At 55.1% G+C, this 25,535-nt stretch carries 23 protein-coding genes; 5 read left to right on the forward strand and 18 right to left on the reverse strand.

The window, feature by feature from the left end; all coding sequences use genetic code 11:
* Positions 1–1,416 (reverse strand): cytochrome c oxidase accessory protein CcoG, encoded by a 1,416-nt coding sequence (gene ccoG / locus DKB71_RS09410; RefSeq protein ID WP_408600158.1) that lies wholly within the window; start codon positions 1,414–1,416, stop codon positions 1–3.
* Between the two features lie 364 nt (positions 1,417–1,780).
* On the opposite strand from ccoG, the gene DKB71_RS09415 reads away from it, so the two are divergent.
* A complete protein-coding gene (locus DKB71_RS09415) occupies positions 1,781–2,017 on the forward strand; it encodes a hypothetical protein (protein WP_408600159.1) in 237 nt (78 codons plus the stop codon).
* 180 nt (positions 2,018–2,197) lie between these two features.
* Here the strand turns inward: DKB71_RS09415 and ccoP (DKB71_RS09420) are convergent, their stop codons facing one another.
* The 8 genes from ccoP (DKB71_RS09420) to ccoN (DKB71_RS09455) form a co-directional block, all read right to left on the reverse strand.
* Positions 2,198–3,181: a cytochrome-c oxidase, cbb3-type subunit III gene (ccoP, locus tag DKB71_RS09420; RefSeq protein ID WP_408600160.1), complete on the reverse strand. Its 984-nt coding sequence runs from the start codon at positions 3,179–3,181 to the stop codon at positions 2,198–2,200.
* Positions 3,178–3,363, reverse strand: coding sequence for a CcoQ/FixQ family Cbb3-type cytochrome c oxidase assembly chaperone (locus DKB71_RS09425; protein ID WP_032831505.1), 186 nt, complete (start codon positions 3,361–3,363; stop codon positions 3,178–3,180). The genes ccoP (DKB71_RS09420) and DKB71_RS09425 overlap by 4 nt, the downstream gene beginning before the upstream one ends.
* Positions 3,364–3,368: 5 nt before the next feature.
* Positions 3,369–3,977, reverse strand: a complete 609-nt coding sequence (gene ccoO / locus DKB71_RS09430; RefSeq protein ID WP_274077974.1) for a cytochrome-c oxidase, cbb3-type subunit II — start codon at positions 3,975–3,977, stop codon at positions 3,369–3,371.
* Positions 3,977–5,419: a cytochrome-c oxidase, cbb3-type subunit I gene (gene ccoN, locus DKB71_RS09435; protein WP_274077975.1), complete on the reverse strand. Its 1,443-nt coding sequence runs from the start codon at positions 5,417–5,419 to the stop codon at positions 3,977–3,979. The genes ccoO (DKB71_RS09430) and ccoN (DKB71_RS09435) overlap by 1 nt, the downstream gene beginning before the upstream one ends.
* A gap of 481 nt (positions 5,420–5,900) precedes the next feature.
* Complete coding sequence (gene ccoP / locus DKB71_RS09440; RefSeq protein WP_408600162.1) at positions 5,901–6,854, reverse strand: cytochrome-c oxidase, cbb3-type subunit III; 954 nt, start codon at positions 6,852–6,854, stop codon at positions 5,901–5,903.
* The gene (locus DKB71_RS09445) at positions 6,851–7,048 is read right to left on the reverse strand and encodes a CcoQ/FixQ family Cbb3-type cytochrome c oxidase assembly chaperone (protein ID WP_323627763.1); all 198 of its coding nucleotides are present in this window, start codon (positions 7,046–7,048) and stop codon (positions 6,851–6,853) included. The genes ccoP (DKB71_RS09440) and DKB71_RS09445 overlap by 4 nt, the downstream gene beginning before the upstream one ends.
* A gap of 3 nt (positions 7,049–7,051) precedes the next feature.
* On the reverse strand, positions 7,052–7,660 hold the full coding sequence (gene ccoO / locus DKB71_RS09450; protein WP_274077978.1) for a cytochrome-c oxidase, cbb3-type subunit II: 609 nt from the start codon (positions 7,658–7,660) through the stop codon (positions 7,052–7,054).
* A 10-nt stretch (positions 7,661–7,670) separates the two neighbouring features.
* On the reverse strand, positions 7,671–9,095 hold the full coding sequence (ccoN, locus tag DKB71_RS09455; RefSeq protein WP_323608432.1) for a cytochrome-c oxidase, cbb3-type subunit I: 1,425 nt from the start codon (positions 9,093–9,095) through the stop codon (positions 7,671–7,673).
* Positions 9,096–9,176: 81 nt separating this feature from the next.
* Between ccoN (DKB71_RS09455) and DKB71_RS09460 the strand changes: the two genes are divergently transcribed.
* On the forward strand, positions 9,177–9,854 hold the full coding sequence (locus DKB71_RS09460; protein WP_408600164.1) for an alpha/beta fold hydrolase: 678 nt from the start codon (positions 9,177–9,179) through the stop codon (positions 9,852–9,854).
* 115 nt (positions 9,855–9,969) lie between these two features.
* On the opposite strand, the gene DKB71_RS09465 is transcribed toward DKB71_RS09460, so the two are convergent.
* Positions 9,970–10,431, reverse strand: a complete 462-nt coding sequence (locus DKB71_RS09465; RefSeq protein ID WP_408600165.1) for a hypothetical protein — start codon at positions 10,429–10,431, stop codon at positions 9,970–9,972.
* A 300-nt stretch (positions 10,432–10,731) separates the two neighbouring features.
* Between DKB71_RS09465 and DKB71_RS09470 the strand changes: the two genes are divergently transcribed.
* Positions 10,732–11,790 (forward strand): IS110 family transposase, encoded by a 1,059-nt coding sequence (locus DKB71_RS09470; RefSeq protein ID WP_274078160.1) that lies wholly within the window; start codon positions 10,732–10,734, stop codon positions 11,788–11,790.
* A gap of 589 nt (positions 11,791–12,379) precedes the next feature.
* Entirely contained in the window at positions 12,380–12,682 is a 303-nt protein-coding gene (locus tag DKB71_RS09475; protein ID WP_408600166.1) for a DUF6124 family protein, read from the forward strand.
* A 117-nt stretch (positions 12,683–12,799) separates the two neighbouring features.
* Here the strand turns inward: DKB71_RS09475 and DKB71_RS09480 are convergent, their stop codons facing one another.
* Entirely contained in the window at positions 12,800–13,933 is a 1,134-nt protein-coding gene (locus DKB71_RS09480) for a phosphotransferase family protein (RefSeq protein WP_408600167.1), read from the reverse strand.
* A gap of 194 nt (positions 13,934–14,127) precedes the next feature.
* Here DKB71_RS09480 and DKB71_RS09485 point away from each other — a divergent pair, with 194 nt between their 5' ends.
* Positions 14,128–15,060, forward strand: coding sequence for an SIS domain-containing protein (locus DKB71_RS09485; RefSeq protein ID WP_408600168.1), 933 nt, complete (start codon positions 14,128–14,130; stop codon positions 15,058–15,060).
* Positions 15,061–15,477: 417 nt separating this feature from the next.
* Here DKB71_RS09485 and DKB71_RS09490 read toward each other — a convergent pair whose 3' ends face one another.
* The 7 genes from DKB71_RS09490 to DKB71_RS09520 all read right to left on the reverse strand — a co-directional run bounded on the left by DKB71_RS09490 (position 15,478) and on the right by DKB71_RS09520 (position 25,502).
* Positions 15,478–16,824: a hypothetical protein gene (locus DKB71_RS09490; protein ID WP_408600169.1), complete on the reverse strand. Its 1,347-nt coding sequence runs from the start codon at positions 16,822–16,824 to the stop codon at positions 15,478–15,480.
* 785 nt (positions 16,825–17,609) lie between these two features.
* Positions 17,610–18,896: a 3-deoxy-manno-octulosonate cytidylyltransferase gene (gene kdsB, locus DKB71_RS09495; RefSeq protein WP_408600170.1), complete on the reverse strand. Its 1,287-nt coding sequence runs from the start codon at positions 18,894–18,896 to the stop codon at positions 17,610–17,612.
* Between the two features lie 31 nt (positions 18,897–18,927).
* Positions 18,928–19,770, reverse strand: coding sequence for a 3-deoxy-8-phosphooctulonate synthase (gene kdsA, locus DKB71_RS09500; protein ID WP_408601069.1), 843 nt, complete (start codon positions 19,768–19,770; stop codon positions 18,928–18,930).
* Positions 19,771–19,848: 78 nt separating this feature from the next.
* Positions 19,849–21,411, reverse strand: coding sequence for a glycosyltransferase (locus tag DKB71_RS09505; protein WP_408600171.1), 1,563 nt, complete (start codon positions 21,409–21,411; stop codon positions 19,849–19,851).
* Positions 21,412–21,425: 14 nt separating this feature from the next.
* A complete protein-coding gene (locus DKB71_RS09510; RefSeq protein WP_408600173.1) occupies positions 21,426–22,820 on the reverse strand; it encodes a hypothetical protein in 1,395 nt (464 codons plus the stop codon).
* Positions 22,821–22,973: 153 nt separating this feature from the next.
* Complete coding sequence (locus DKB71_RS09515) at positions 22,974–24,404, reverse strand: mannose-1-phosphate guanylyltransferase/mannose-6-phosphate isomerase (RefSeq protein WP_408600175.1); 1,431 nt, start codon at positions 24,402–24,404, stop codon at positions 22,974–22,976.
* A 33-nt stretch (positions 24,405–24,437) separates the two neighbouring features.
* Positions 24,438–25,502 carry a polysaccharide biosynthesis/export family protein gene (locus DKB71_RS09520; protein WP_408600176.1) on the reverse strand — a complete coding sequence of 355 codons (1,065 nt, stop codon included), beginning with the start codon at positions 25,500–25,502 and terminating at the stop codon, positions 24,438–24,440.
* Positions 25,503–25,535: the final 33 nt, after the last annotated feature.

Below are 25,535 nucleotides of genomic sequence, written 5' to 3' on the forward strand. Positions count from 1 at the left end.
TCAACGATTTTGTGGGCCGATGAATCGGCTCTTGGCTTCAACGTGGATGCTGGCGTCATCGGCGTCCTTGAGGATGAATTTCACCTCGTTGGTGCTCGACGGCAATTGTTCCGGGGCCACCGACAGTTCGACCGGCTGGCTGATGATGTCGCCGGCCGCCACCTTGATCTCACGCCGGCCTTGCAGCTTGAGGTCCGGCAGGCCGGTGGCCTCGAGCACATAGCTGTGGTCGCGCTGGTCCTTGTTCATGATCTTCAGGCTGTAGACGTTCTCGATCCGGCCTTCGGCGTTCTCACGGTACAGCACGCGGTCCTTGCTGACGTCGAAACCGACCAGTGAACGCATGAAGAATGCGGTCACCAGCACACCGATCATCGCCATCAGCACCACGGCATAGCCAATCAGGCGCGGGCGCAGCTTATGGGTTTTCTGCCCGGACAGGTTGTGCTCGGTGGTGTAGCTGATCAGGCCACGCGGGTACTCCATCTTGTCCATGATCGCGTCGCAGGCATCGATGCACGCCGCGCAGCCAATGCACTCGATCTGCAGGCCGTCGCGGATGTCGATCCCGGTCGGACAGACCTGGACACACATGGTGCAGTCGATACAGTCGCCCAGGCCCTGGGCCTTGTAGTCGATGCCTTTCTTGCGCGGGCCACGGCTTTCGCCACGGCGCGGGTCGTAGGAGACGATCAGCGTGTCCTTGTCGAACATCACGCTCTGGAAGCGTGCGTACGGGCACATGTAGATGCACACCTGCTCGCGCAGCCAGCCGGCGTTGCCATAGGTGGCGAGGGTGAAGAAACCGACCCAGAAATACGACCAGCCATCCGCCTCGCCGGTGAAGAACTGAATCACCAGTTCGCGAATCGGCGAGAAGTAGCCAACGAAAGTCATGCCGGTCACGAAACCGATCAACAGCCACAGGCTGTGCTTGCTGAATTTGCGCAGGAACTTGTTGGCGCTCATCGGCGCCTTGTCGAGTTTGATGCGCTGGTTGCGGTCGCCTTCGGCGACCTTTTCGCACCACATGAAGATCCAGGTCCACACGCTCTGCGGGCAGGTGTAGCCGCACCAGACCCGGCCGGCGTACACCGTGATGAAGAACAGGCCGAAGGCGGCGATGATCAGCATGCCGGACAGCAGGATGAAATCCTGGGGCCAGAAGGTGGCACCGAAGATGAAGAACTTGCGCTCAGGCAGGTTCCACCAGACGGCCTGGTGCCCGCCCCAGTTGAGCCACACCGTACCGAAATACAACAGGAACAGCGCGGCACCGCCTGCCATTCGCAGGTTGCGGAAAATGCCGGTAAAGGCACGGGTGTAGATTTTTTCCCTGGAGGCGTAGAGGTCGACGCTGTTGTTCGCGTTCTTGGCGGGTGGAGTGACGTCGTGTACCGGAATCTGGTTGCTCATCATTGCATCCCACGGCAGTGGAAAAATGCCTCGGTCAGTACGTGCCGACCGCGGTCAAAAAGAGGTGTCGCAGTGGCCCAATGATACGCCTGTCGCTCTAGCTCAAGGGTGCGACCTTTGGTCGCGTTGGGGAAAAATCAACAATGGTGTAGCGAATGTAACAAAACATGATGCAGGTCACTTGACTATAGACAATTCGCTTTTGCCCTTTATCCACCCTGGACGATTTCAGGGCTTATGGTCCGGGTAATAGTTTGAGAACAATGCTGGATGGCATCGTCAATATGAAATGCGTACTTTGGATCGGCGACAGTAACCAGGTCGCAGCTTGAACATTCAATAATTTACTTAAGGAAAAGTAACCATGACCCATCATGAAGATGAACCCACCGCTGCGCAAATCCCGGCTGCCGAGCCACAGGTCACCCCGGAGCCGAAACCTGTGACCGGTTGCACGGCTCCAGCTCCTCAGACGACGTCCAGTACCACGACTCACACGATTGAGTCTTCTATCGATAAAGCCCGCCCCAGGGGGATTGCTGCTGACAACAAGCGCGGAACGGGTGGCCTGGACTCCTTGGGCGGCGGTCGCCTTCCATAAGCTGCCGGGCGTGCATGAGTCTCTCCCAGGTTCATGCAGGCATTGAATACGCTTGGGTTGCCGTTGCCCATTGCTGCCAGAATGAGTCGTGGGCATCTATAGACGAGCGTAAGCCACAATAGAAACGGCCCCGCCAATTCACATTGGAGGGGCCGTTTTTTGTTGCATCAAGCGTTTGCCTTACTGGGCGTCCGCCACCGGAGCCTTCTCGCCATGCGACAGGCTGTAGACGTAAGCGGCCAGCAGGTGAACCTTGTCGTTGCCCTGCATCTGCTCTTGCGCAGGCATCTGGCCCTGACGGCCGTAACGGATGGTCTGCTGCAGTTGCGCGAAGCTCGAACCGTAGATGAACGCGGCCGGGTGGGTCAGGTCGGGTGCGCCCATCGCCGGGGTGCCTTTACCTTCCGGACCATGGCACGCCACGCAGTTGGCCGCGAACAGTTTCTGCCCGGCAACCGGGTCGGCCTTGGTGCCTTCCGGCAGCTTGCGGCCATCAAGGTTGGTCAGGACGAAAGCGGCAACGTCCGCCACGCCTTGCTCGCCGATCACTTCAGCCCACGCCGGCATCACCGCGTGACGGCCGCCCATGATGGTGGTCTTGATGGTTTCCGCCTCGCCGCCCCAGCGCCAGTCGGCGTCGGTCAGGTTAGGGAAGCCATAGGCACCCTTGGCGTCGGAACCGTGGCAGACCGAGCAGTTGGAGGCGAACAGGCGGCCGCCCATTTTCAGCGCCTGTGGGTCCTTGGCCACTTCTTCGATCGGCATGGAAGCGAACTTGGCGAAGATCGGACCGAACTTGGCGTCCGAGCGGGCCATTTCCTTTTCCCACTCGTGAACGCCGGTCCAGCCGGTCTGGCCGTTGGCGAACGCGGTCTGCTTCTCGTTATCCAGGTAGTTGTAACCCGGCAGCAGGCCTTTCCAGTTGCCCAGGCCCGGGTACAGCACCAGGTAACCCAGGGCGAAGATGATGGTGCCCACGAACAGCATGAACCACCATTTCGGCAGGGGGTTGTCGTACTCCTCGATCCCGTCGAAGGAGTGGCCGACCGTCTCTTCGGTCGCCTCGCTGCGCTGGCCCTTGCGGGTCGACAGCAGCAGCCAGGTCAGGGAAAAGATCGTACCGAGACTGAGGACTGTGACATACAGACTCCAGAATGTAGTCATTCTTTGTTACTCCTAGAAGCTTGCTCGACGTGCTTGATGGCTTCGGGATCATCCGCAAAAGGCAGCAAGGTCGCGTCTTCGAACTCCGACTTGCGCTTGGGACTGAATACCCACAACGCCAGACCGACGAAGGCCACCATCACGACGACGGTGCCCAGGCCACGAATCATCCCGATATCCATTTAGATCACCGTTTGCTTTTGATGATGGTGCCCAGGCCTTGCAGATAGGCCACCAGCGCGTCCATTTCGGTTTTGCCCTTCACGGCATCCTGTGCACCGGCGATGTCTTCGTCGGTGTAAGGGACGCCGAGCGTGCGCAAGACTTCCATTTTCTTCGCGGTTTCCTTGCCGTCGAGCTTGTTTTCCACGAGGAACGGGTAGGCCGGCATTTTCGACTCAGGCACCACGTTGCGCGGGTTGTACAGGTGCGCACGCTGCCAGTCATCGGAGTAACGACCGCCGACACGGGCCAGGTCCGGACCGGTACGCTTGGAACCCCACAGGAACGGGTGGTCCCACACGCTTTCACCGGCGACCGAGTAGTGGCCGTAACGTTCGGTTTCAGCACGGAACGGGCGGATCATCTGCGAGTGGCAGCTGACGCAACCGTTGGCGATGTAGACGTCGCGGCCTTCCAGTTCAAGGGCCGGGCGGGGCTTCATGCCCTCGACCGGCTTGTTGGTGACGTCCTGGAAAAACAGCGGAACGATCTGGGTCAGGCCGCCGACACTGACGGCGATAACCATGAAGAAGGCCAGCAGGCCAATGTTCTTCTCGACTGCTTCATGCTTCATCAGTGAGCTCCAACTACAGCAATCTGTTCGGCAGCTTCAGCTTCTGCCGGGTTCGAGGCACGTACGGTACGCCATACGTTGTAGGCCATGAACAGCATGCCGGCGGCGAAGAACGCACCGCCCAGGGCACGCACGATGAAGCCAGGGTGGCTGGCCTGCAGTGCTTCGACGAAGGAGTAGGTGAGGGTGCCGTCGTCGTTGATTGCACGCCACATCAGGCCCTGGGTGATGCCGTTGACCCACATCGAAGCGATGTACAGCACGGTACCGATGGTCGCGAGCCAGAAGTGCGTGTTGATCAGGCCGATGCTGTGCATCTGCGCGCGACCGAACAGTTTCGGGATCATGTGGTAGATCGCGCCGATCGAGATCATCGCTACCCAGCCCAGCGCGCCGGCGTGTACGTGGCCGATGGTCCAGTCGGTGTAGTGCGACAGCGAGTTGACGGTCTTGATCGCCATCATCGGCCCTTCGAAGGTCGACATGCCGTAGAACGCCAGGGACACCACCAGGAACCGCAGGATCGGGTCGGTGCGCAGCTTATGCCAGGCGCCCGACAGGGTCATCATGCCGTTGATCATGCCGCCCCAGCTTGGTGCCAGCAGGATGATCGACATGGCCATGCCCAGGGACTGAGCCCAGTCCGGCAGAGCGGTGTAGTGCAGGTGGTGAGGACCGGCCCAGATGTACAGGGTGATCAGCGCCCAGAAGTGCACGATGGACAGGCGATAGGAGTAGATCGGACGCTCGGCCTGTTTCGGCACGAAGTAGTACATCATCCCCAGGAAGCCCGTGGTCAGGAAGAAACCTACGGCGTTGTGGCCGTACCACCACTGGATCATCGCGTCGGTTGCACCCGAGTAGGCCGAGTAGGACTTGAACAGGCTGACCGGCAGCGACATGTGGTTGACGATGTGCAGCATCGCCGTCACGACGATGAAGGCACCGTAGAACCAGTTGCCCACATAGATGTGCTTGGTCTTGCGCTTGACGATGGTGCCGAAGAACACCAGGCCGTAGGTAACCCAGACGATGGCCAGCAGAATGGCGATCGGCCATTCCAGCTCAGCGTATTCCTTGGTGGTGGTGTAACCCAGCGGCAAGGTAACGATGGCGCCGACGATCACCGCTTGCCAACCCCAGAAGGTGAAGGCCGCGAGGCTGTCGGAAATCAGTCGCGTTTGGCAGGTTCGCTGCACGACGTAATAGGAAGTGGCAAACAGTGCACAACCACCGAAGGCGAAAATCACCAGGTTGGTGTGCAACGGGCGCAGGCGTCCAAAGCTCGTCCAGGGCAGACCGAAGTTCAATTCCGGCCAGACCAGTTGCGAGGCGATGAAGACACCGAGCCCCATGCCAAGGATCCCCCAGACCACCGTCATGATGGCGAACTGGCGGACTACCTTATAGTTATAAGCAGTCGGACTGATTGCTGTGCTCATTCTAAGGTTCCACGGTTTGGGTGTTTTATTAGGATTAAAAATCGGCCGCAAGTATGTAGAAAGCAGGGGGTCATTGCAACGCGCCATGACCTGGGTCAATGCTTTCAAATGCTGATTCTGCGGCCTTTCCATGCGCCGCGTAGGGTCAAAATTGGCCTCGGACAAAATGTCGCAGGGAACGGAAGAAGCGAGGGGGTTCAGGTCACTTGTAACGGGGTGTGTTGAAAAGGCCTGATCGCCGACCGACGGCATTTGGCTCGACAGCCGGTATCTACCTGCCTTTGCGGCCTTTCAATCGGCCGATTGGTTGAACACATCGTGCAAGGAAGACCTGGAACCGGCACGGGCCAGTCCCCATCGATCAAGCGTAGACCCGAATCCGGGGATTCGAAAGGGGAGGTTTGGAAGGGTGCGACAATGGGTCGCAAAGGGGCAGGGAACTGCCGCATCCGAAAGAATGCGGCAGTGGGGGTGTTGCGAACTATTGCTTTTTGCCTTCGACTTGCAGGTTTTCTGTATTCAATCCGTGTGACAGGCTGTACACATAAGCCGCAAGCAACTGTACTTTATCGTTGCCGAGCAGCTCATTCTGCGCCGGCATGTGACCCTGGCGACCATGGCGGATGGTCTGCTCGAGCTGGGTCAACCCCGTGCCGTAGATGAAACCGGCCGAGTGCGTCAGGTTTGGCGCGCCCATGGCTGCCGTGCCCTGGCCATTGGCCCCGTGACAGGCGGTGCAGGTGCTGCTGAACGCTTGCTGTCCGGCTTGCAGGTCGGCCTTGCTGTCCGCTGGCAATGGCAGGCCTGCCAATTCATGACGGACATAAGCGGCAACGTTCTTCACCCCAGCTTCGCCGAGGATTTCACCCCAGGCCGGCATCGCCGCCATGCGTCCACCCAGGATGGTGGCCTTAATGGTGTCGGCCTCGCCGCCCCAGCGCCAGTCGCTGCCTGCCAGGTTGGGGAAGCCGAACGCGCCCTTGGCATCCGAGCCATGGCACACCGAGCAGTTGGAGGCGAACAGCCGTCCACCCATTTTCAGCGCTTGCGGGTCCTTGGCCACTTCCTCCAGCGGCATGGCAGCGAATTTGGCGAAGATCGGCCCGAATCGGGCGTCGGCCCGGTCCATTTCCTTTTCCCACTCGTGCACGCCGGTCCAGCCGTTGGCGTAGCCGGGCAGGATGCCTTTCCAGTTGCCAAGGCCCGGATAGAGGATCAGGTAACCGACGGCAAACACCAGGGTGCCGGCGAACAGCATGAACCACCATTGCGGCAACGGGTTGTCGTACTCCTCGATGCCGTCGAAGCTGTGGCCCATGGTCTGGTCGACGCTGCCCTTGGTTTCGCCCTTGCGGGTGCCGATCAGCAGCCAGGTCAGGCCGATCAGGCTGCCGATGGTCAGTACGCAGATCCACGTACTCCAGAAAGTGGTCATGGCCGGGTGCTCCTTGTGGCGGATTCTTCGGGGATCTCGGGGTGTGGCTCGTCGGCGAACGGCAGCAGGCGCGCTTCGGCGAATTGCGCGCTGCGCTTGCCGTTGAATACCCACAGCGTCAGGCCGACGAAGGCCACGAACACCACGACCGTGCCCAGGCCGCGGATCATTCCAGTGCTCATTTCAACGACCATGGCTCACCTCTTGCTCTTGATCGCAGTGCCGAGCACTTGCAGGTAGGCAACCAGTGCGTCCATTTCGGACTTGCCCTTGAGCGACTCGGCTGCGCTTGCGATGTCGTCGTCGGTATAGGGCACGCCCAGGGTACGCATGGCCTTGAGCTTGGTTTCGGTGTGGTTGCTGTCGACCGCGTTGGCCACCAGCCACGGGTAGGCCGGCATCTTCGATTCCGGCACCACGTTGCGCGGGTTGTACAAGTGCGCGCGGTGCCAGTCATCGGAGTAACGCGCGCCAACCCTGGCCAGGTCCGGCCCGGTGCGTTTCGAACCCCAGAGGAACGGGTGGTCCCAGACGCTTTCGCCGGCCACCGAGTAGTGCCCGTAGCGTTCGGTCTCGGCGCGGAACGGGCGGATCATCTGCGAATGACAACCGACGCAGCCTTCGCGGATGTAGATGTCGCGGCCTTCCAGTTGCAGCGCGGTGTAGGGCTTCATGCCTTCCACCGGTTTGTTGGTCACGTCCTGGAAGAACAGCGGGACGATCTGGGTCAGGCCGCCGATGCTCACGGCCAGGATCATCAGGAGCAGCAACAGGCCGACGTTTTTCTCGATAGTTTCGTGTTTCATGGCGGACTCCTCAGGCCATCTGCGCGGCAGCGGCGGCTTCGGCAGGCTGCGAGGCCCGCACGGTGCGCCAGGTGTTGTAGGCCATCAGCAACATGCCGCTGAAGAAGATCGCCCCGCCCACCAGTCGCACGACGAAGCCAGGGTGGCTGGCCACCAGGGTTTCGACGAAGGAGTAGGTCAGCGTGCCGTCCTCGTTGACGGCGCGCCACATCAGGCCCTGGGCGATGCCGTTGACCCACATCGAGGCGATGTAGAGCACGGTGCCGATGGTGGCGAGCCAGAAATGCGCGTTGATCAGGCCGATGCTGTGCATCTGCGCGCGACCGAAGATTTTCGGGATCATGTGGTACAGCGCGCCGATGGAAATCATCGCGACCCAGCCGAGCGCGCCGGCGTGCACGTGGCCGATGGTCCAGTCGGTGTAGTGGGAGAGGGCGTTGACCGTCTTGATCGCCATCATCGGCCCTTCGAAGGTCGACATGCCGTAGAACGCCAGCGACACCACGAGGAAACGCAGGATCGGATCGCTGCGCAACTTATGCCAGGCGCCCGACAGGGTCATCATGCCGTTGATCATCCCGCCCCAGCTTGGCGCCAGCAGGATCAGCGACATCACCATGCCCAGCGACTGCGCCCAGTCCGGCAAGGCGGTGTAGTGCAGGTGGTGGGGGCCGGCCCAGATGTACAGGGTGATCAGCGCCCAGAAGTGCACGATCGACAGGCGATAGGAGTACACCGGACGCTCAGCCTGTTTCGGCACGAAGTAATACATCATCCCGAGGAAGCCGGCGGTGAGGAAAAAGCCCACGGCGTTGTGCCCGTACCACCATTGCACCATGGCGTCGGTGGCACCGGAGTACAGCGAGTAGGACTTGGTGAAGCTGACCGGCAACTCCATGTTGTTGACGATGTGCAGGATCGCCACGGTGACGATGAAGGCACCGAAGAACCAGTTACCCACATAAATGTGTTTGGTCTTGCGCTGCATGATCGTGCCGAAGAACACGATGGCGTAGGCGACCCAGACGATGGTGATCAGGATGTCGATCGGCCATTCCAGCTCGGCGTATTCCTTGGAACTGGTGTAGCCCAGCGGCAGGCTGATGGCCGCCAGCAGGATCACCAGTTGCCAGCCCCAGAAACAGAAGGCGGCGATTTTCGGTGCAAACAGCTGGGCCTGGCAGGTGCGTTGCACCGAATAAAACGAACTGGCGAACAGGGCGCAACCGCCGAAGGCGAAGATCACCGCGTTGGTGTGCAGCGGGCGCAGGCGGCCGAAGCTGGTCCAGGGCAAATTGAAGTTGAGTTCCGGCCAGACCAACTGGGCAGCGAGAAAAACCCCGAGCCCCATGCCGACGATGCCCCACACCACCGTCATAATGGCGAATTGGCGGACCACCTTATAGTTGTAGGCGGTACTGATAGAAGTGTTCATGGTTCCCCATCCACGGTTCAGCCCAAGTGTGCAAGCGCACCCTTTGGCCGGAGTTATAGGCAGACTAAAAGCGAGGCAAGCATGGACAAACAGCACAAGGCCGGTATTGACGGGGATCAATGGGCGCAGTGCGTGCGGGATCACGGATGGTTGTGGGATGCCGCCAGCGGCAAGGCCTCGGCGACACTGATCCTGGCCCACGGCGCCGGCGCTCCGATGGACAGCGACTGGATGAGCGACATGGCGCAACGCCTTGCCGCACACGGCGTCAACGTGCTGCGCTTTGAATTTCCGTACATGGCTCAGCGGCGTGTCGATGACAGCAAACGCCCGCCGAATCCGGCGGCGAAACTGCTGGAATGCTGGCGTGAGGTGTTCGGCGAAGTGCGACGTCATGTCACTGGGCCGCTGGCCATTGGCGGCAAGTCCATGGGCGGGCGCATGGCCAGTTTGCTCGCCGATGAACTGGGCGCGGACGCGCTGGTGTGCCTGGGCTATCCGTTTTATGCCGTGGGCAAACCGGAGAAACCGCGGGTCGAACATTTGGCTGGATTGAAAACGCGGACGCTGATCGTGCAGGGCGAGCGCGATGCGTTGGGTAATCGTGAGGCGGTCGAGGGTTATGCGTTGTCACCGAGCATCGAAGTGTTCTGGCTGGTGGCGGGGGATCATGATTTGAAGCCGTTGAAGGCTTCGGGGTTTACCCATGAGCAGCATTTGGCTTCGGCGGCGAGTCGGGTGGCGGCGTTTCTCCAGTGAATCTTTCGACAGCACTCATGGCCTCATTGTGAGTAACCCCACAATGGATAATGTGCACTCATCCATTGTGGGGGGTAGCTACCACTAGTTGGGATAGCCTGCCACGTCATTAACTTTAGACTGGTTGCCTTGTTAAGTCGAATTCGCCGTTCGGAGATTTGACGTTGGAGCCGAATGTCGCTTCAAAGTGACCCTTAAAAGTGTTGTTCTTCGGATCGAGTTTGATAGAGACTTTAGCAGATAGTGCATCTATTACGTTGTATTTTGGATTGCCGATTGAGTAATAATGTTCAAAGGTAAGACCCTGCTCTCCTAGATTAAGTGTCTTGTCAATAACGTTATCGTCAATGTAGTCAAACTGGAATATATAGTGGAAAAGGTCATTTGTTAGGTGGGAGCCTGTCCGGGCATACACGCACCATTTTTTCCGTCCACCAGAAAGACTCCAAAGTTCCGCGCGAGCAGTGGTCGCTTCGGTCCAGTCGAGCTCTGAATCCAAGCGCCACTTGAAAGTGCCATCGGTACCTGGGTTGGGTTGTTTCATTGTCTCTAACATGCGTTCGAAATTGTTATCCATTTCAGCTTCATCTCGTGTGTATTGACATTGACGTTCTGTCGATGCCGTGAGGAACACCCTAAGATTTTTTCCGCAGCAGTGTAACTGTCACAAATAACAGTGGATTTATTGATATTTAAGTGGTTTCGTAGATGTGGTTTGTGACGCGAATTCGTGATCGCTACAAAACACTGTAATTGGATGGACTCGCCCCAGCCGAGGCGTCAATGCGCCACGGTGGCAGTCTAAACAGCCAACGGCAGCGAGGGCGAGTCCATGAAAAAGCATAGTTCGATTGATCAATCCCTGTCTTCTACCGATTTGTCGGCCTGCACAACCTTGGCGGTCGATCTGGCCAAGCAGGTTTTTCAGGTCGCCGGTGAAGATGTTCTCGGCCAGGTGCGCTTCGAGCAACGGATCAAGTCGCGCGAGGCGTTCTATGAGTTTCTCCAAAAGTTGCCGCCTCATGTTGTGGTTTTGATGGAGACCGGTCCGGGTGCTCAAGCCTGGGCCCGGCAACTGCAAGACCAAGGTAATTCGGCGCGAATTCTTCCAGCCGGTTTGGTGGCCAAACATCGCAGCGGGCCAAAAAATGATCGCAACGATGCGTTGGCGATTCTGCGGGCTGGTCGCGATGAAAAAATCTGCGCAGTACCGGTCAAAAGCGTCGCGGCGCTGGCCATGCAGGCGTTGCATCGCGCCCGTCAGGGCTATGTGCGTCGGCGCACGGCCGTCAGTAATCAGATGCGCGGCCTGCTGCTCGAGCACGGTGTCGCCTTGGCGCAAGGCGATGTTGCGATCAGCCAGAAAATTCCGCGGGTGCTGGAAGATGCTACCCAGCCGGTGCCGGCCCTGCTGCGTGAACTGATCGACGAACTGCTGGCCGAGTGGCGCCATTTGGGCGAGCGCATCAGCGTACTGACGGGACGCCTGGAAGTGGCCGCCAACGCCGACATGACGGCGAAGCGACTGATGACTGTGCGCGGCATCGGCCCAGTCACAGCCACGGCCCTGGTGGCCAAGGAAACCAAGCCTGAGCGATTTCCCAATGCCCGCAAGTTTGCCGCGTACTTTGGCATGGTGCCTGACCAGCACAGCAGCGGGGAAAAGATCCGGCTGGGGGACATGACCAAGCGAGGTGATGCTTATTTACGCAGCCTGATGATCCAAGGAGCCCACGCGGTGCTGCAACAACTACGACCTGATTCCCAGCAACCCGATGACCGCCGCTTGTTGCACTGGATGAGCCGGTTGGGTCGTAAGGAAGCTGCGATCAGGCTAGCCAACCGCAACCTGCGAATCGTCTGGGTGCTTCTACAGAATGACCAGACTTATCGTCGCCACGCCGGAGATGGCCAGCAGGCAACGATGAGCCACTGAGCGACAGAGTTCTGCCACCGAGGTACCAACTGTCCGACCCTTTGCTGAAAAAAATTGACCCCAGGTAAGACCGGCGTGGATTGATGCCTAAGCTCCTACTGGCCTTCGAGGCCTGAATGTAATCGGCATACCACGAGCTTTTCCAATTTTGGCCAGAAGCCGAAGACGGCTTCCACGAATAGGCCTTATACATAGATGCAACGGGGCGACGGTTTTTTAAAAGCGGGTAGACAGTGGGGGGCGAGTCCATACATAGGAGCTGGCTTGCCAGCGAAGGCGTCCACCCAGCCAACCCATCCTCCCACAACCCTTTCAGGTTGTCCTTCGGAACTAGCATCCCTACGCTTTGTCCGCCGCTGCCAAATCAGCGGCCGGGACTGGAAACCCCGAAGTGGAAATGGCGCAAAAGCGCCCTTCATAACGTATGCTTGCGCGCTTTTAATGTGTGCACTCCGTTATGGCGGCTGTGCGCGGGAGACCTTCGGGTCTACCGGGTTGCCGTTTCCCCGGGTTTCCAGCCTGCGTACAGCTGCCACCCTTTCGCCTGGAAACGGATGGGGCAGCTCCAATCATCAAACGGAGTTCCACCATGCCCAAACCTTCCCCTAATACCCCCGAATCAGAAATCGACCCGCACCTGAAACCCGCGATCCTAAAATCCAGCGCGTCCCATAACCCCAGCTCGATGTTCCTCATCGCTCCAGGCATCGACACCGAAACCCTTCTAGCTCACGCCTGTGAATCCCTGGCGTCAGCCAGTGTCATGGCCACCGATTTCGCAACATTCGTCGACGGCCCTCAGCGCAGCATGTTGCTGGGCATCCAGCAGGTGATCATGCTGGCCGATATGGCGGTGAATCGCGCACTGGATAATCTCGATCCGCAAGGGTGATCAGACACGCAAAGCTTCAGGCATGAGACGCCCTCCCGACAATCAAGCCCCTTGTAGGAGCTGGCTTGCCAGCGAAGGCGTCCTCACCTAATACAACGAACATCCGTATCGACTCGCCTAACGACCTAACGTCACAGGCAGCGCCAACAAATACTCATACTTCTGATGCAACAGCTCCAGCTTGCCCCGTCGCTGGTAGTCAGCAATGGTCTTGGGACGCAGGAAATGCCAGAGGGAATTCTGCAGGAAAAAGTAATTCAAGTTGCGCAACGCCTGCTGCTGGTCGATTCGAGTGTCCAGAGCCTCTAGATAGGTCGCCAGGAACTCCTCGCGCACTGTGACAAAGCGCTCCATATCGCTACGCCTGAACACCGCGCTCAGGTAGGAGCCACCGTCAAATCCGACGCGTCCAACCTTGAACTCGCTCCAGTCGATCATCTGCAGGCCATCAGGCGACAGGAAAAAATTCTTGCGCAAATAATCCATGTGGCAAAAACAGCGCTGACCCTTTTTTGCCCCATTGGCCTCACGGCGCAAGATTGGCCGCAACGCGCGAAGTCGGCGGGGCAGGTCGGCAAAGCGGTCATCGTCTCGGGCCAGCTCTACAAGGGTGTGCAGATAGCGCTCGTAATTAAAGCGCGATCGCAGCAGATACCAAGGCCGAAAAAAATCCATGGTCCAGAACTTGGGCGCCTGCCACCAAGGCGCGAAGCCAAGATAACGACTGGACAGCGTCTCGATCTCGGCAATGCCCGGCGCCACGGTCTTTGCGATAGTCGACATGGCTGGCGGACGGCCTTGTACGTAGCCGGTAAAAATCAGGCTTTCCAACGGCGTTTCGATCACGCCCAGGCAAGATGGGTGCTTGAAGTGAACGCTTGCGTTGAGCACGTTGCGCTCTCGATAGAAGCGTGACTCCAGACTGGTGATAAAAAGCGTTTTGCGAATCGACTTCTCGATCACGTCCTGCGTGGCACCGGTGGCGAGATCGGTCAGTCGGTGATGACGCACGTAACTGACGAACGAGGCATTGGACGCCAGGTCTGTGGTGACGATGCTGAACCCATCAGCCCGATACCCTGGCAGGAGAAAGCTCAAGCGTTTTTCCAGCGTGGCATGGCTCAGCCAAAATACAGTCCTGCTGCTGGCGAGTGTCGCGGTGTTTGATTCGGTACCCATGTGTTCCAACTGTAAGCAACCATCCATTTTCTGCCTGACACATCCCGTGACGGCGGCGCGATCCTTGCCCACTCTCTATAACAGTTGACCAGAAGAGGCGCGATAGTACGGATTCCGTCCCATGATTGCCAACTACGTGGCATTCAATGATTTGTTTATCATGGTTTAGGATATTTCCTACAGACGGATGGACAACTTCGTTCCCTCACTGCCATTGAGCCGTTACCATACGCGCCTTCAAAATCAAGGAACGATAAGGTCCCCCCATGAATCACCTACCAATTGCCAAAGAAGCGCTCTATGCCCAAGCGCAAGCAATCAGTCAGCTGGCGGAGCGCCTGGATGGCGAATTCCAGCGTGCAGTCGAGCTGATCCTCGGTTGCAAAGGTCGCACCGTCGTGTGCGGCATGGGCAAATCCGGCCTGATCGGGCAAAAGATGGTCGCGACCTTCGCCTCCACCGGCACCCCGAGTTTCTTTCTGCACCCGGCTGAAGCCTTCCACGGCGACCTGGGCATGCTCAAGCCGATCGACGTGCTGATCCTGATCAGTTACAGCGGCGAGACCGAGGAACTGATCAAGCTGATTCCAAGCCTGAAATCCTTCGGCAACAAAATCATCGCCATGACCGGCAACGGAAAGTCGACCCTGGCCAAGCACGCGGATATCTGGCTGGACATCTCCGTCGAGCGAGAAGTGTGCCCAAACAACCTGGCACCGACTACTTCCACCTTGGCGACCATGGCCATGGGTGATGCCCTGGCTGTAGCTTTGATCGAAGCGATTCAATTCAAGCCGATGGACTTCGCCCGCTACCACCCCGGTGGCAGCCTGGGCCGCAAGCTGCTGACCCGCGTCAGCGACGTTATGCACTCTCCTGCACCCATCGTCACCCCGGCCACCAGCTTCCACGATTGCCTGCTGGTGATGACCCAAAGCCGCATGGGCCTGACTGTGGTCATGGAGCAGGGCGCTCTGGTGGGTATCGTCACCGACGGCGACCTGCGTCGCGCACTGCTGGAAAACGAAGGCGTGATCCACACCACCGTCGCCCACTTCATGACCGCCAACCCGCACACCATCAAGGATGATTCGCAGCTGTCGGAAGCTGAGGCTTATATGCTGGACAACAAGATCCGTGCACTGGCCGTCACCAACAGCGAAAACGCTGTCGTAGGCGTTGTCGAAATCTTCGACTGATACACGCGATCTTTGTAGGAGCTGGCTTGCCAGCGAAAGCGCCCGCAAGGGCGCCGTCGTCTCGGGATGTTCCCAGCCATAATGCGTGGGAACGCCGTATCCCGTCAGAGACCAAATGTCGATCTGCAGGAACGAAAACGGGGGCCCAACATCGGCCCCGTTTTTCTATTTCATCAACGACTCTTCAGCGTTCTGCGCCATTTTCGCCATCTCCTGCGCATAACCCGCCGCAGTGCCCATTACCGAATCCTTGCCCTGAGCAAACAGAATACTGTCCGCCACTTTACGGAACGCACCGGTGCCGCCCGCTGCATTCAGTATATGGGTGGCAGCAACTTTTACTTACACCGGCGTATCCGCATCCACATCCACCATGGCAAACGACAAAGCGCATGACACTGGTCCAAATTTAAATGTTTATAATGTTGTTAGGTATATATCTATTTTGTTGTGCTTTATAGCAAATTCTTCTTTAGTTTCTTTTTTTGCATCTGGGTAGATTATTATTTTTGATGTTTCTCCGTGTATGAAGCGAGTTCTAAGCTCAAGCTGTCTTTCGGAGAAAAAGTTAAGTAGGCAGTAAAGTGCCGTTTGGTCAAAGTACCAGATGTTATCGTATTGCGCATCTAGCAAGAAGTTCAAGATGTATGATTTCAAGCTTCTTATAAAATCTTTCGCTCTATCATTATTTTTTACTGCGAGAAAGCCAGCGGCTAGCCCTCTCCAAGGGTAAAGCGCAAGTCCACATTGGTCGTCAGCTTTTATAACTAAGTCAAAATTCTGAGAGAGAATTTCCGAGATTGAAAAGTCAGCGAGAAATGCTGCGTCGATATCGCAGACCAAAACATCTTTGCCGTAAAAATCTAGGATCGTCTCGAGTGTTAAAAATCTAGCGGTTGCAAAGTATATTGCTTCGTTGAAGCGTGAGTGTTCGTAGGAGAAGTTGAAATTTGCAAAGGAGGATGCAATTATGTTCGCTTTTTCGATAGTGCTTTTTGTAGGGTTTACTACGTGTATGTGGCAGATTTTGAATGTAAGGTTGTACGCAAAGCTCGAAATAAAAACTTCTGAAAACATGTCGAAGTACTTAGAGTCGCAGGCAGCAAATACTATCTCTGAGTAGTCATCGTTGAAGTTGTTGCAATCTTTTAAGAAGTTGATTTTTGTAGTGTAATCTCTCAGGTTGCTCGAGATTCTCTCTAGTTCGTGGCTGTATCTAAAGCTAAGTGCGCCTGTAGCATGTCTGCCTAAATTTTTTATACTATCACTAGTGAGTAGGGAAAGTTTTTTTGCCGCCGTGTCGAGATGGCCTTGACTGGAGTCTATAATGCCTGAGAAAAATAAGTAAAGGCTGTCGGAGCCGTTAATGTATTTGTAATATTCTAGGCAGAACGATATCAAGCTTATTTTGTTCTTGATTGTGCAATCTAAAAGTTGATTGAATAAGGTTGAAAAAACTTCATCTTTGTCTGTGATTTCTTTGCTAGCGGTGATCATGCTAACTAGTGCGTTGATTAAATCTGGTTCTCTTTTTAATGAAGTCAGTATAGAGACCTTGATCGAGTGTGCGCCTAGCCAGTCGGGTTTTAACTCTAAAACTTTATCAATGTTTTTGAGTGAGTCTTCGTGGTTGCCGATGGATAGTAGTGCTTTAGATTTTTCGTAATAGAAGTATCTGTCTTTTGGGGTGATATGTTCTGCAATGTCTAAAGCGTCCAAAACCTTTTTTTTCTGAACTAACTCTTTGAAGTCCTCAAGCTTCATTTTTTCTCCTGGAATCGATACTGGCTGTAAGGTGAATATGGTTTTCTTCGATTAAGGTAAAGCTCGATTTAATCCGCAAGATTTGTTTTAGCTAAATTCTGAAGAATTATTTACACTTCGGAGTAATTACTAAGACTCTGGCTGAATTTTCAGTTCGCGACTGGTAATCTATCCGATTAGGTCGCTGGCGGAATAGATCGACGAAGGTGAGCTATTTTAACAGATATGGGAAAGGTTTTCTGCAGTTTCCCCAAGGCGCGCTGAGGTCGCTCTATTAGCGAAAAGTGGATGGTGCTCTGCTTGATGATGTAGGCGGGCATGTCCACGGCATGAAAGCACGTAGGCATCAAATCGGAGCGTACGAGGTAAGCCAATTTTGTAGCGAAATCAAGCATAAAGCTACTGACCGTTTCGATTCTGGGTGTCCTGCTGAATCCTTTTTGCGGCTAATGATGAAAGGCTGCATGGCTGACTGGGTAGCAAGGCTGTCGATCAACAGGTATCTAATCTCAGGGTAGGGCACGAGCTTGCTCTATTTTGCTGTCCAGGTACCTAACGGTTTCGCCCGAGTGTGTTGTATGGTGGCCTATGATCGTATTCTCTCAGTGATGCAAGCTCACAGGGATAGGATAGGTAAGCTCTTCTTATGAAGAGCTTCATGACCTTATTGAATCACAGCTCTGAATGAGGCTCATTATGCAGTGCCTGATTTGTTGGCATTGTACGATGACCGCAACTGAGCTAAACATCTACTCCGTTGTCGTTACAGCGTACGATCCACCTTCTTATTGCGCCATCTTCGCCATCACCTGCGCATAACCCGCCGCAGTACCCAGTACCGCATCCTTGCCCTGAGCAAACAGAATACTGTCCGCCACTTCACGGAACGCACCGGTACCGCCCGCTGCATCCAATACGTGGGTGGCAGCAGCTTTCACATACACGGGCGCATCCGCCACCGCAAACGACAAGGCGCACGCCGCGAACGCCGGCAGGTCGATGCAGTCGTCACCAATGCACGCCGTTTGCTCAGCGCTGACACCGGCTTCCGCCATCAACTGGTTGCAGGCCGCCTGCTTGTCTTTCACGCCGAACTGGCAAAGAGTAATACCCAAGTCGGCCACACGCTTGCGCAACGTTGCCGAATCACGCCCGGACAATACTGCCACCCGCACACCATTTTCTTCCAGCAGCCGCATGCCCATGCCATCACGCACATGGAAGCGCTTCAGGCATTCGCCGGTAGCATCGTAATAGATGCCGCCGTCGGTGAGCACGCCATCCACATCGGTGATCACCAGGCGAATGTCGTTGAGGGTCGGTCGTGGGGCAGGGGCCTGGCCGCTCATCAGCGCCCGCACTTGCTCCAGGCATTCTGGGGTGTCCACGCCCGGGCCGGTTGGCTCGACCTGGTAGGCCCGAATGCAGTAACCCGCTGCCATCAACCTCAGTTGCTCGAGTTTCTCCGCGTGCTCCATCATCGGCTGTGGCAGGCTGCTGTAATCGCCTAGCACATCGCGACGATAGCCGTAGACACCGACATGCTTGAGGTAGTGAGCGACTTCGCCGTCCCGTGGGTAGGGAATCGGCGAACGGCTGAAGTACAACGCGTTACTGTTATTGGCCAGCACCACTTTCACGGTATTGGGGTTGCCGGCTTCATGCGCTTCGATCGGGTGGCACAAAGTGCCGACCTTCACGTTCGCATCAGCGAGCATGCCCGCAGCCAGCGCTTCGATGTCCGCCGGACGAACCAGTGGCTCATCACCCTGCAGATTGATGTAAATGTCGGCGTCGATCTGCGCCATGACTTCGGCCAGCCGGTCGGTGCCGGAGGGGTGATCCGGCGAGGTCATGACGCACTCACCACCGAACGCCCGCACTGCTTTTGCAACGCGCTCGTCGTCAGTGGCGATCACTACCACATGGGCATTGGCAACTTGCAGTGCGCGTTCATAAACGTGTTGCACCATCGGCTTGCCGGCAATATCAGCCAGCGGCTTGCCCGGCAGGCGAGTCGAGCCGTAGCGGGCCGGAATGACAATCGCGACCCGTTGTTCTGTACTTGCCATGTTCACAATCCTTGTTTCAACAGATTTGGCTTCAAGCAATGTTCAGAGGTGGGAACGACTTGACCAGGTCATCCAGTGCCTTGATCTGCGCCAGGAACGGCTCCAGTTGATCCAGCGGCAGGGCGCTTGGGCCATCACACTTGGCTTGATCCGGGTTCGGGTGAGCTTCCAGGAAGAGACCCGCCAGGCCAACACCCATGCCGGCACGGGCCAGTTCAACCACCTGCTCACGACGACCACCGGATGCTGCGCCCGACGGATCACGCTGTTGCAGGGCGTGGGTTACGTCGAAAATGATCGGCAGATTCGCGCAGGTACGCTTCATCACGCCGAAGCCCAGCATGTCCACTACCAGGTTGTCGTAACCCAGGCATGTGCCGCGATCGCACAGGATCAACTGGTCGTTACCGGCTTCCTTGAACTTGTGCACGATGTTCTGCACTTGCGATGGGCTCAAAAACTGAGGCTTCTTGATGTTCACTGGCTTGCCGGTTTTGGCCAGAGCCACTACCAGATCGGTCTGACGGGCCAGGAATGCAGGCAGCTGCAGCACATCGACCACTTCGGCGACAGGTGCACACTGTTCAATTTCGTGCACGTCGGTAATCACCGGCACGCCGAACTCGGCCTTTACCGCTTCGAAAATACGCAGGCCTTCTTCCATGCCTGGGCCACGATAGGAGTGGATGGACGAACGGTTGGCTTTGTCGAAGCTGGCCTTGAAGACGTATGGAATGCCCAGTTTTTCGGTTACGCGCACGTACTCGGCGCAGGCGGTCAGGGCCAGGTCCAGGGATTCAAGGACGTTAATGCCGCCGAAGAGTACGAAAGGGGCATTGTTGGAGCATTCGATTGTTTCAGTAATTTTAATGATGATCGTATTCGCACTGTATGGAAAAATTTATGCAATCGAAAGTCGTATTCTGACTGCGTCGCTTTATCTGATAACTTTTTACGCTTGCTGGCCGGCAAGGTAATTTACGAGTTCAAGATATGTTTTTTTGTTGGCAAATAAATTTTTGGCCTTGTTTTGATTCGCTATTCGCATGCCGTAATCCTTTTTGATGTCGAATTCGTATTTTGATATGAAATTGACAATATCATCTGGTGTGTTGGCGATAGTCGAGGGGAAATCGCTCCCGAGACATTCCTGACCTAGACTATTTGTGATGAGATGCTTGCCGGCGAATACTGCCTCAACACTTTTAAAATTAAGACCGCCCTGTACCAGTACGGGATTCAGAGAAACATCAATTTGGTTGTAGAAGTCACTAATGCTATTCACGAAACCAAGTGGAACAACATTTGGGTCGAGAAAAGTCTTTGGCAGAATTTCTACTGATTTGCAAATTGACCCAGCGATGAATAGCTTGCTATCTGGTGAGTACTTTTTGATGGATGGCCACCAATCATCCAAAATATGGACGAGCGATTTTACGTTGGCCGACATTTGGCCACCGATAAAACCAAAATACAGGGGCTTTCCATATGGGCGGGATTTAACTTGCGATAGAGCATAATCGAATCCAGATGACGCTCGAATCACATTGGTGGAGCTTTTCAGTGATTTTTTTAGGATATCTTCATCGGATACCGATATTGCAAGCACAGAATCGCATTTATTTAGTTCTGTGAGTTCGCATCTTTTTTCAATAATGCTATTGAAGAAAATCCTCTCCTTGCGATTGAGGATGTCGTCGTTTCTTGTAAATTGAACGTCGTGCGTGTCACAGATGATTTTGAAGTTTTCACTGTCATGTATTATGTGTTCGAGGGCACCCATCATCCAGGCATAAGAGATGATAACCGACTCATATTTGTTGGCAAGATAGAGAGAGTTTACCCAGCGTTTACATGACTCTGTAGGTCGAGTATTGAGTCGTTCAGAAAACAGTTCAGGAAGCTCTTTGGATTTCCCAAGTACGGTTCGTGCTTTTGTTTCCAGGAAACGCTTTGCGATTATGCGTGGGTTGTGTTTTTTCTTATTGTTTTTATAAACATAAACATTGTTGCATATCGTGCCAAGCGCTGTTTGAAATTCGCTTTGCTTAACATTCTTCGGTGTGGTCAGTAGAACGTCGACCAGAATTCCGTTTTTACCAAGATTGAACAGCAAATTGAACGCACGCTGATGCGAACCTAGTGTTAGTGGCAGGATGGAGCCAGGAAATACCAGTAAGGTGGAGGCTTTTTTCTTGGGGTTCAGACGATATCTTGTAAGTTTTCCATCGCTGTGGATATGCCATACGTTCCCAAGGCTGTTGGAGAAAAAACTGTTAAGCATTTTTTCATCGACAGCGTAATTATCTCCGGCCACCAATATCAAGTCGTGGGCGTTACAGCAAAAGTCTAAAAATGATTGGGTGTCTTTTGCTTCTTTTAGATTGGAGTGTGGAGTGGCTTTTTTTAAATTTAGACCAACGTAACTATTGTCTTTGTTTTTCGCTAATAGTTCACTAACGGTAGCCTGCTGGGCTGCGTTGATTGTTTCAATGAAGATTGCAACGTTTTTCATGATATGGTCTCTGTTTATCTTACTTCGTTGCCGTAGATATCGATAGTCTTGCTGAATTTATAGTCGGGCTTAGCTGATTTGCACTCACTGACTATTTTAATAGAGTATCGGTCTTTAATTGGCTTTCTAGAAGTTGAGAACTCATATTGTTTTGAGCTTATGTGTTTTTTCGTTATTTCAGTTAGCCAGTCTTTTGTTATCGGGGTCTTGTTTTTTCTGTATGTCAAATCTAAAGTTGAGTCTAGTGGGAACGCAATGTGTAAAGTTGCGATCTCAACTTCTGGCTTGGCAGGGTTAGAGTCTTTTTCCAACTCAGCTGGTGCGGCGCTTTCGATCGAAAGCTGAGCGGTAATTACCGACTTGTTGTAAGGGCCGTCAGGTAAAAGCAGATTGGATTTCAGCAACCAACCTAAATACTTGATCAGCCTCTGGTAGTTAACCCCGGTGGATATATTTTTTTCATTCAGTCCATTCGTTAATCCGGCTGACGAATAGATTGATTGACCCAGGGATATGACTTGCTTTCCTTTTATCAAAGCTTCCAAGCCAACCGTGCTGTTGATGGTGACCACAAGGTCAGACCAATCCAGCCAATGGTCAAGGCTCTTTTCGTTTGAAACCTTAACGTTATCAAATCGCGGAATATTAATTAGCGCATCAGAAGTTTCTTCCGGGTGAGGCCGAATTAAGAAAGAGCTTCCTTCGCTATTCAGTGCAGAATATATATCTAAAAATGTCTCGCGCATTGTTCTGTACTTGCAGTACAGGATAATGTTGGTATCCAGTTGAACCTGCAAAGGGAAAAAAATATTCCGATTTTTCTTTGGAGCAACGCAATCAGTAATCTGGGGGTTGATCTTAAATAGCTGTTTGACGAATGACGTCTCCTCGTCGGTTAGCGAAAAGTTATCGACGATTGACGGGGTCAGCCCATTTAATGAAGATGCGCCATTAACACCCATTCGATCGATGAATAGCGATCCCTTGAGAAGGCCGCGCTCCAAGAAAGCACACTGAATTTTCCTTTTTTCACAGATAAGTCTCAGGATATTAGCGACCCACCCTGTGAAACCGTTCCAGATGATTATTTTCTCTGGTTTGGTAGTTTCAATGATATTCGCGAGGGTTTTGTGGATTCTATGGATATCTCGAATCGTTTTTGCTCGCTGCCCAGGCCAGCCAACTATCGGGCGCCGTCTTGCTTCGGCGGTCATGACGTCGTTGTATTTGATGCCGTCTTCAAGCACCGAATCGATAGTGACGCCTTTTTCGAGGATGGCTTTTGGTTCATTGCCATCGAGCGATATGGTTTGTATACCATTGTTCTCGAAATAACGCCCTTTGGCGTTGGAGTAAAGAAGGATCGTTGGCGAGTGCCCGGCCTCTTTTAGCCCCATGGCCAGGGTCATTATTCTATCTTGATTTTCTAAGTGGTCGCCGCATTGAATTAATATGTTCATATATGCACTTTAACTTACCTTGCTCTCTTTGCTTTGCGGCGAAGAGAGCAGGTTTCGTTATATCTTCGCACAAACCCGTGTTTGTGCTCGGTTAATAGAGGGTTATGCAGGCTCGTTTTGGGGTTGGACGCTACGTCCATACCGGTCTTCAAAGCGGACGATGTCGTCCTCACCCAGATAACCGCCTGATTGAACCTCGATCATTTCCAGAGGGATTTTCCCCGGATTTTCAAGTGCGTGTACGACGCCTATAGGGATGTAGGTCGACTGGTTCTCGGAAAGCAGAACCTGCTTATCGCCAATCGATACTTTTGCCGTACCAGTAACAACAATCCAGTGCTCTGCGCGGTGATGGTGCATCTGTACCGAGAGCTTTTGCCCTGGTGCAACGGTGATGCGCTTCACCTGATAGCGCGGTCCCTGGTCAATGGAGTCGTAGGCACCCCACGGGCGATACACCTTGCGGTGATTGGTCGCTTCAGTGCGCGCGCTCTGTTTGATGCGATCAACCAGCAGTTTTACGTCCTGCGCCTTGTCCTTGGCCGCGACCATTACAGCGTCTGCGGTTTCGACCACAATGACGTCATCCAGGCCCAATACGGACACCATGCGGTGCTCAGCGTGAACATAGGCATTACGTGTGGCTTCAAGCATGACGTCGCCGCGGGATGCATTGCCCTGAGAGTCCTTTTCGGCGATTTGCCAGACTGCCGACCATGAGCCGACATCGTTCCACCCGGCGTCCAGAGGGACCACTGACACCTGGTTGGATCGCTCCATCACGGCATAGTCGATGGAAATGTTTTCTGCCGTTGCGAAGGCCATGGTGTCCAGGCGGGTGAAGTCCAGGTCTTCCTTGGCATTTTTCAGCGCCGCCTGTACGGCATCCAGCACTTGCGGCGCGTGTTCTTCCAGCTGAGCAAGCATGCTTGATGCCTGGAACAGGAACATGCCGCTGTTCCAGTAATAACGGCCGTCAGCCAGGTATTGCTCTGCAGTGGCGAGGTCCGGTTTTTCAACGAATTCTTGAACCGCTTGAATTTCGTCGGATTTCTCTGCAACGCGAATGTAGCCGTAACCTGTTTCGGCTTTGTTCGGCACGATCCCGAACGTCACAATCCGGCCGTCACGCGCCGCGGGTGTGCCTGCTTTAAAAGCCTTGTGCAGCGCATCCAGATCGTCGAAAACGTGGTCGGCAGGCAACACCAGCAGCAATTCGTCTCTGCCTGTTGCAAGGGCTTTGACGACCGCAGCGGCAATAGCGGGGGCAGTATTGCGACCGATCGGCTCGAGCAAAATAGCGTGGGGGTTGATTCCCAGTGCACGGCACTGTTCAGCCACCAGGAAACGGTGGTCTTCGTTACTCACAACGATCGGGGTCAGCGGGCCATCCTGGATGCCCGCCAGCCGCGACAACGTCGCCTGAAACAGCGTCTGTTCGCCGTTGAGTGTGAGGAACTGCTTTGGGTGCATGGCACGCGAAAGCGGCCAGAGCCTGGAGCCTGAGCCGCCAGAAAGTATTACCGGGATCATGTAATTTCCCTATCGCTGATCATAATTCAAAGGTTACTTGTAAGCGCCCACTGTGCGTCCCAACACCATGGTCTGTACGACCGGCGCAATAACTTTTTGCCACTCGTAAATCGCTGCGTTAGTCACATAGATGGTGTCATCCGGTTTGATCATGATCTGGCGGGCGTAGAAAACCGCCGCTGGATCACGCATATCCAGGCGCAGGACCGTCGGTTTCGAGTTGGCCCCTTCACCCATGCGGAACACGAATACACCTTCAGGGTTGGCGTTGGCTTCTTTCAGGCCGCCGACACTGCCCAATGCATCGAGCAGAGTAGTGTTTTGTGCCGGCAAGTCTTTCAAGCCAGGCTCGGTGACAGCGCCCATCGCGACAAAGCGTTGTCGCGCACGGTCCAGTACTACTTCCGAGTTCGGGCGCAGCACCGAGTTGTTACCGGACAGTACGTCTTCATAGTTGAACTGCTGAACCTGGCTACCGGTGCGCACGGTGACGTTGACCAGGTGCGGCTCCAACAACGGACCACCGGCCTGGTTTACGGCGTCGAGGAGGGTCAGCGGGCCTTGCAAGGTACTAAAGCGGCCTGGTGATTTGACCGCTCCGGCCACCAGTACCGAGCCCGACAAGTCACCGACCAGTTCAACGTGGGTCTGCACGTCGGTGGTCACACCCTTTAGCTGCTTACGGATCATGTCCTCGACTTGGTTGAGGGTCATGCCGGCGACGAACTGACGGCCGACGTAGGGCAGGGAAATCATGCCTTGGTCGTCGATACGAGTCTTGAGCTGGGTGCCACCAGTGGCGAGCGGGGCAAACAGCGCCGAGCCTTCCGGTGCGTTGTCGGTGATCAGCACGTTGAGAATGTCACCGGCCATCAGTCGCGCCGAGGGTGCGACTGGCTTGGCAATGCTCGATTGCACCGGGCGTACTGCACCGCGCATATAGGGGGCGATGGTGCTGGCATTAATCTCAACCAGGTTGTACGACTCGTTCTTGTTTTCGATATCGCCCTTGTATGGACCGGCGCCAGACAGGGTGCCGCCGCATCCTGCCAAGGTCAGGGTCACCAGCATCAAACCAGTAACAGCGCTGTTTCGCATGCTCAAGTTCAGGGGGCGAAGGGACAGGCCAGT

The sequence above is a fragment of the Pseudomonas sp. PLMAX genome (assembly GCF_046042685.1).
GTDB lineage: Bacteria > Pseudomonadota > Gammaproteobacteria > Pseudomonadales > Pseudomonadaceae > Aquipseudomonas > Aquipseudomonas putida_AE.

Coding starts and splice junctions, on each gene's coding strand:
- DKB71_RS09460 (WP_408600164.1), top strand. CDS start 9,177: ATGGACAAACAGCACAAGGCCGGTATTGACGGGGATCAATGGGCGCAG.
- DKB71_RS09510 (WP_408600173.1), bottom strand. CDS start 22,820: ATGACCCTGGCCATGGGGCTAAAAGAGGCCGGGCACTCGCCAACGATC.
- ccoO (WP_274077978.1), bottom strand. CDS start 7,660: ATGAAACACGAAACTATCGAGAAAAACGTCGGCCTGTTGCTGCTCCTG.
- DKB71_RS09475 (WP_408600166.1), top strand. CDS start 12,380: ATGCCCAAACCTTCCCCTAATACCCCCGAATCAGAAATCGACCCGCAC.
- DKB71_RS09465 (WP_408600165.1), bottom strand. CDS start 10,431: ATGGATAACAATTTCGAACGCATGTTAGAGACAATGAAACAACCCAAC.
- DKB71_RS09515 (WP_408600175.1), bottom strand. CDS start 24,404: ATGATCCCGGTAATACTTTCTGGCGGCTCAGGCTCCAGGCTCTGGCCG.
- DKB71_RS09425 (WP_032831505.1), bottom strand. CDS start 3,363: ATGGATATCGGGATGATTCGTGGCCTGGGCACCGTCGTCGTGATGGTG.
- ccoN (WP_274077975.1), bottom strand. CDS start 5,419: ATGAGCACAGCAATCAGTCCGACTGCTTATAACTATAAGGTAGTCCGC.
- DKB71_RS09505 (WP_408600171.1), bottom strand. CDS start 21,411: ATGAAAAACGTTGCAATCTTCATTGAAACAATCAACGCAGCCCAGCAG.
- DKB71_RS09520 (WP_408600176.1), bottom strand. CDS start 25,502: ATGCGAAACAGCGCTGTTACTGGTTTGATGCTGGTGACCCTGACCTTG.
- DKB71_RS09485 (WP_408600168.1), top strand. CDS start 14,128: ATGAATCACCTACCAATTGCCAAAGAAGCGCTCTATGCCCAAGCGCAA.
- ccoO (WP_274077974.1), bottom strand. CDS start 3,977: ATGAAGCATGAAGCAGTCGAGAAGAACATTGGCCTGCTGGCCTTCTTC.
- DKB71_RS09415 (WP_408600159.1), top strand. CDS start 1,781: ATGACCCATCATGAAGATGAACCCACCGCTGCGCAAATCCCGGCTGCC.
- ccoG (WP_408600158.1), bottom strand. CDS start 1,416: ATGAGCAACCAGATTCCGGTACACGACGTCACTCCACCCGCCAAGAAC.
- ccoN (WP_323608432.1), bottom strand. CDS start 9,095: ATGAACACTTCTATCAGTACCGCCTACAACTATAAGGTGGTCCGCCAA.
- ccoP (WP_408600160.1), bottom strand. CDS start 3,181: ATGACTACATTCTGGAGTCTGTATGTCACAGTCCTCAGTCTCGGTACG.
- DKB71_RS09445 (WP_323627763.1), bottom strand. CDS start 7,048: ATGGTCGTTGAAATGAGCACTGGAATGATCCGCGGCCTGGGCACGGTC.
- kdsB (WP_408600170.1), bottom strand. CDS start 18,896: ATGGCAAGTACAGAACAACGGGTCGCGATTGTCATTCCGGCCCGCTAC.
- DKB71_RS09490 (WP_408600169.1), bottom strand. CDS start 16,824: ATGAAGCTTGAGGACTTCAAAGAGTTAGTTCAGAAAAAAAAGGTTTTG.
- ccoP (WP_408600162.1), bottom strand. CDS start 6,854: ATGACCACTTTCTGGAGTACGTGGATCTGCGTACTGACCATCGGCAGC.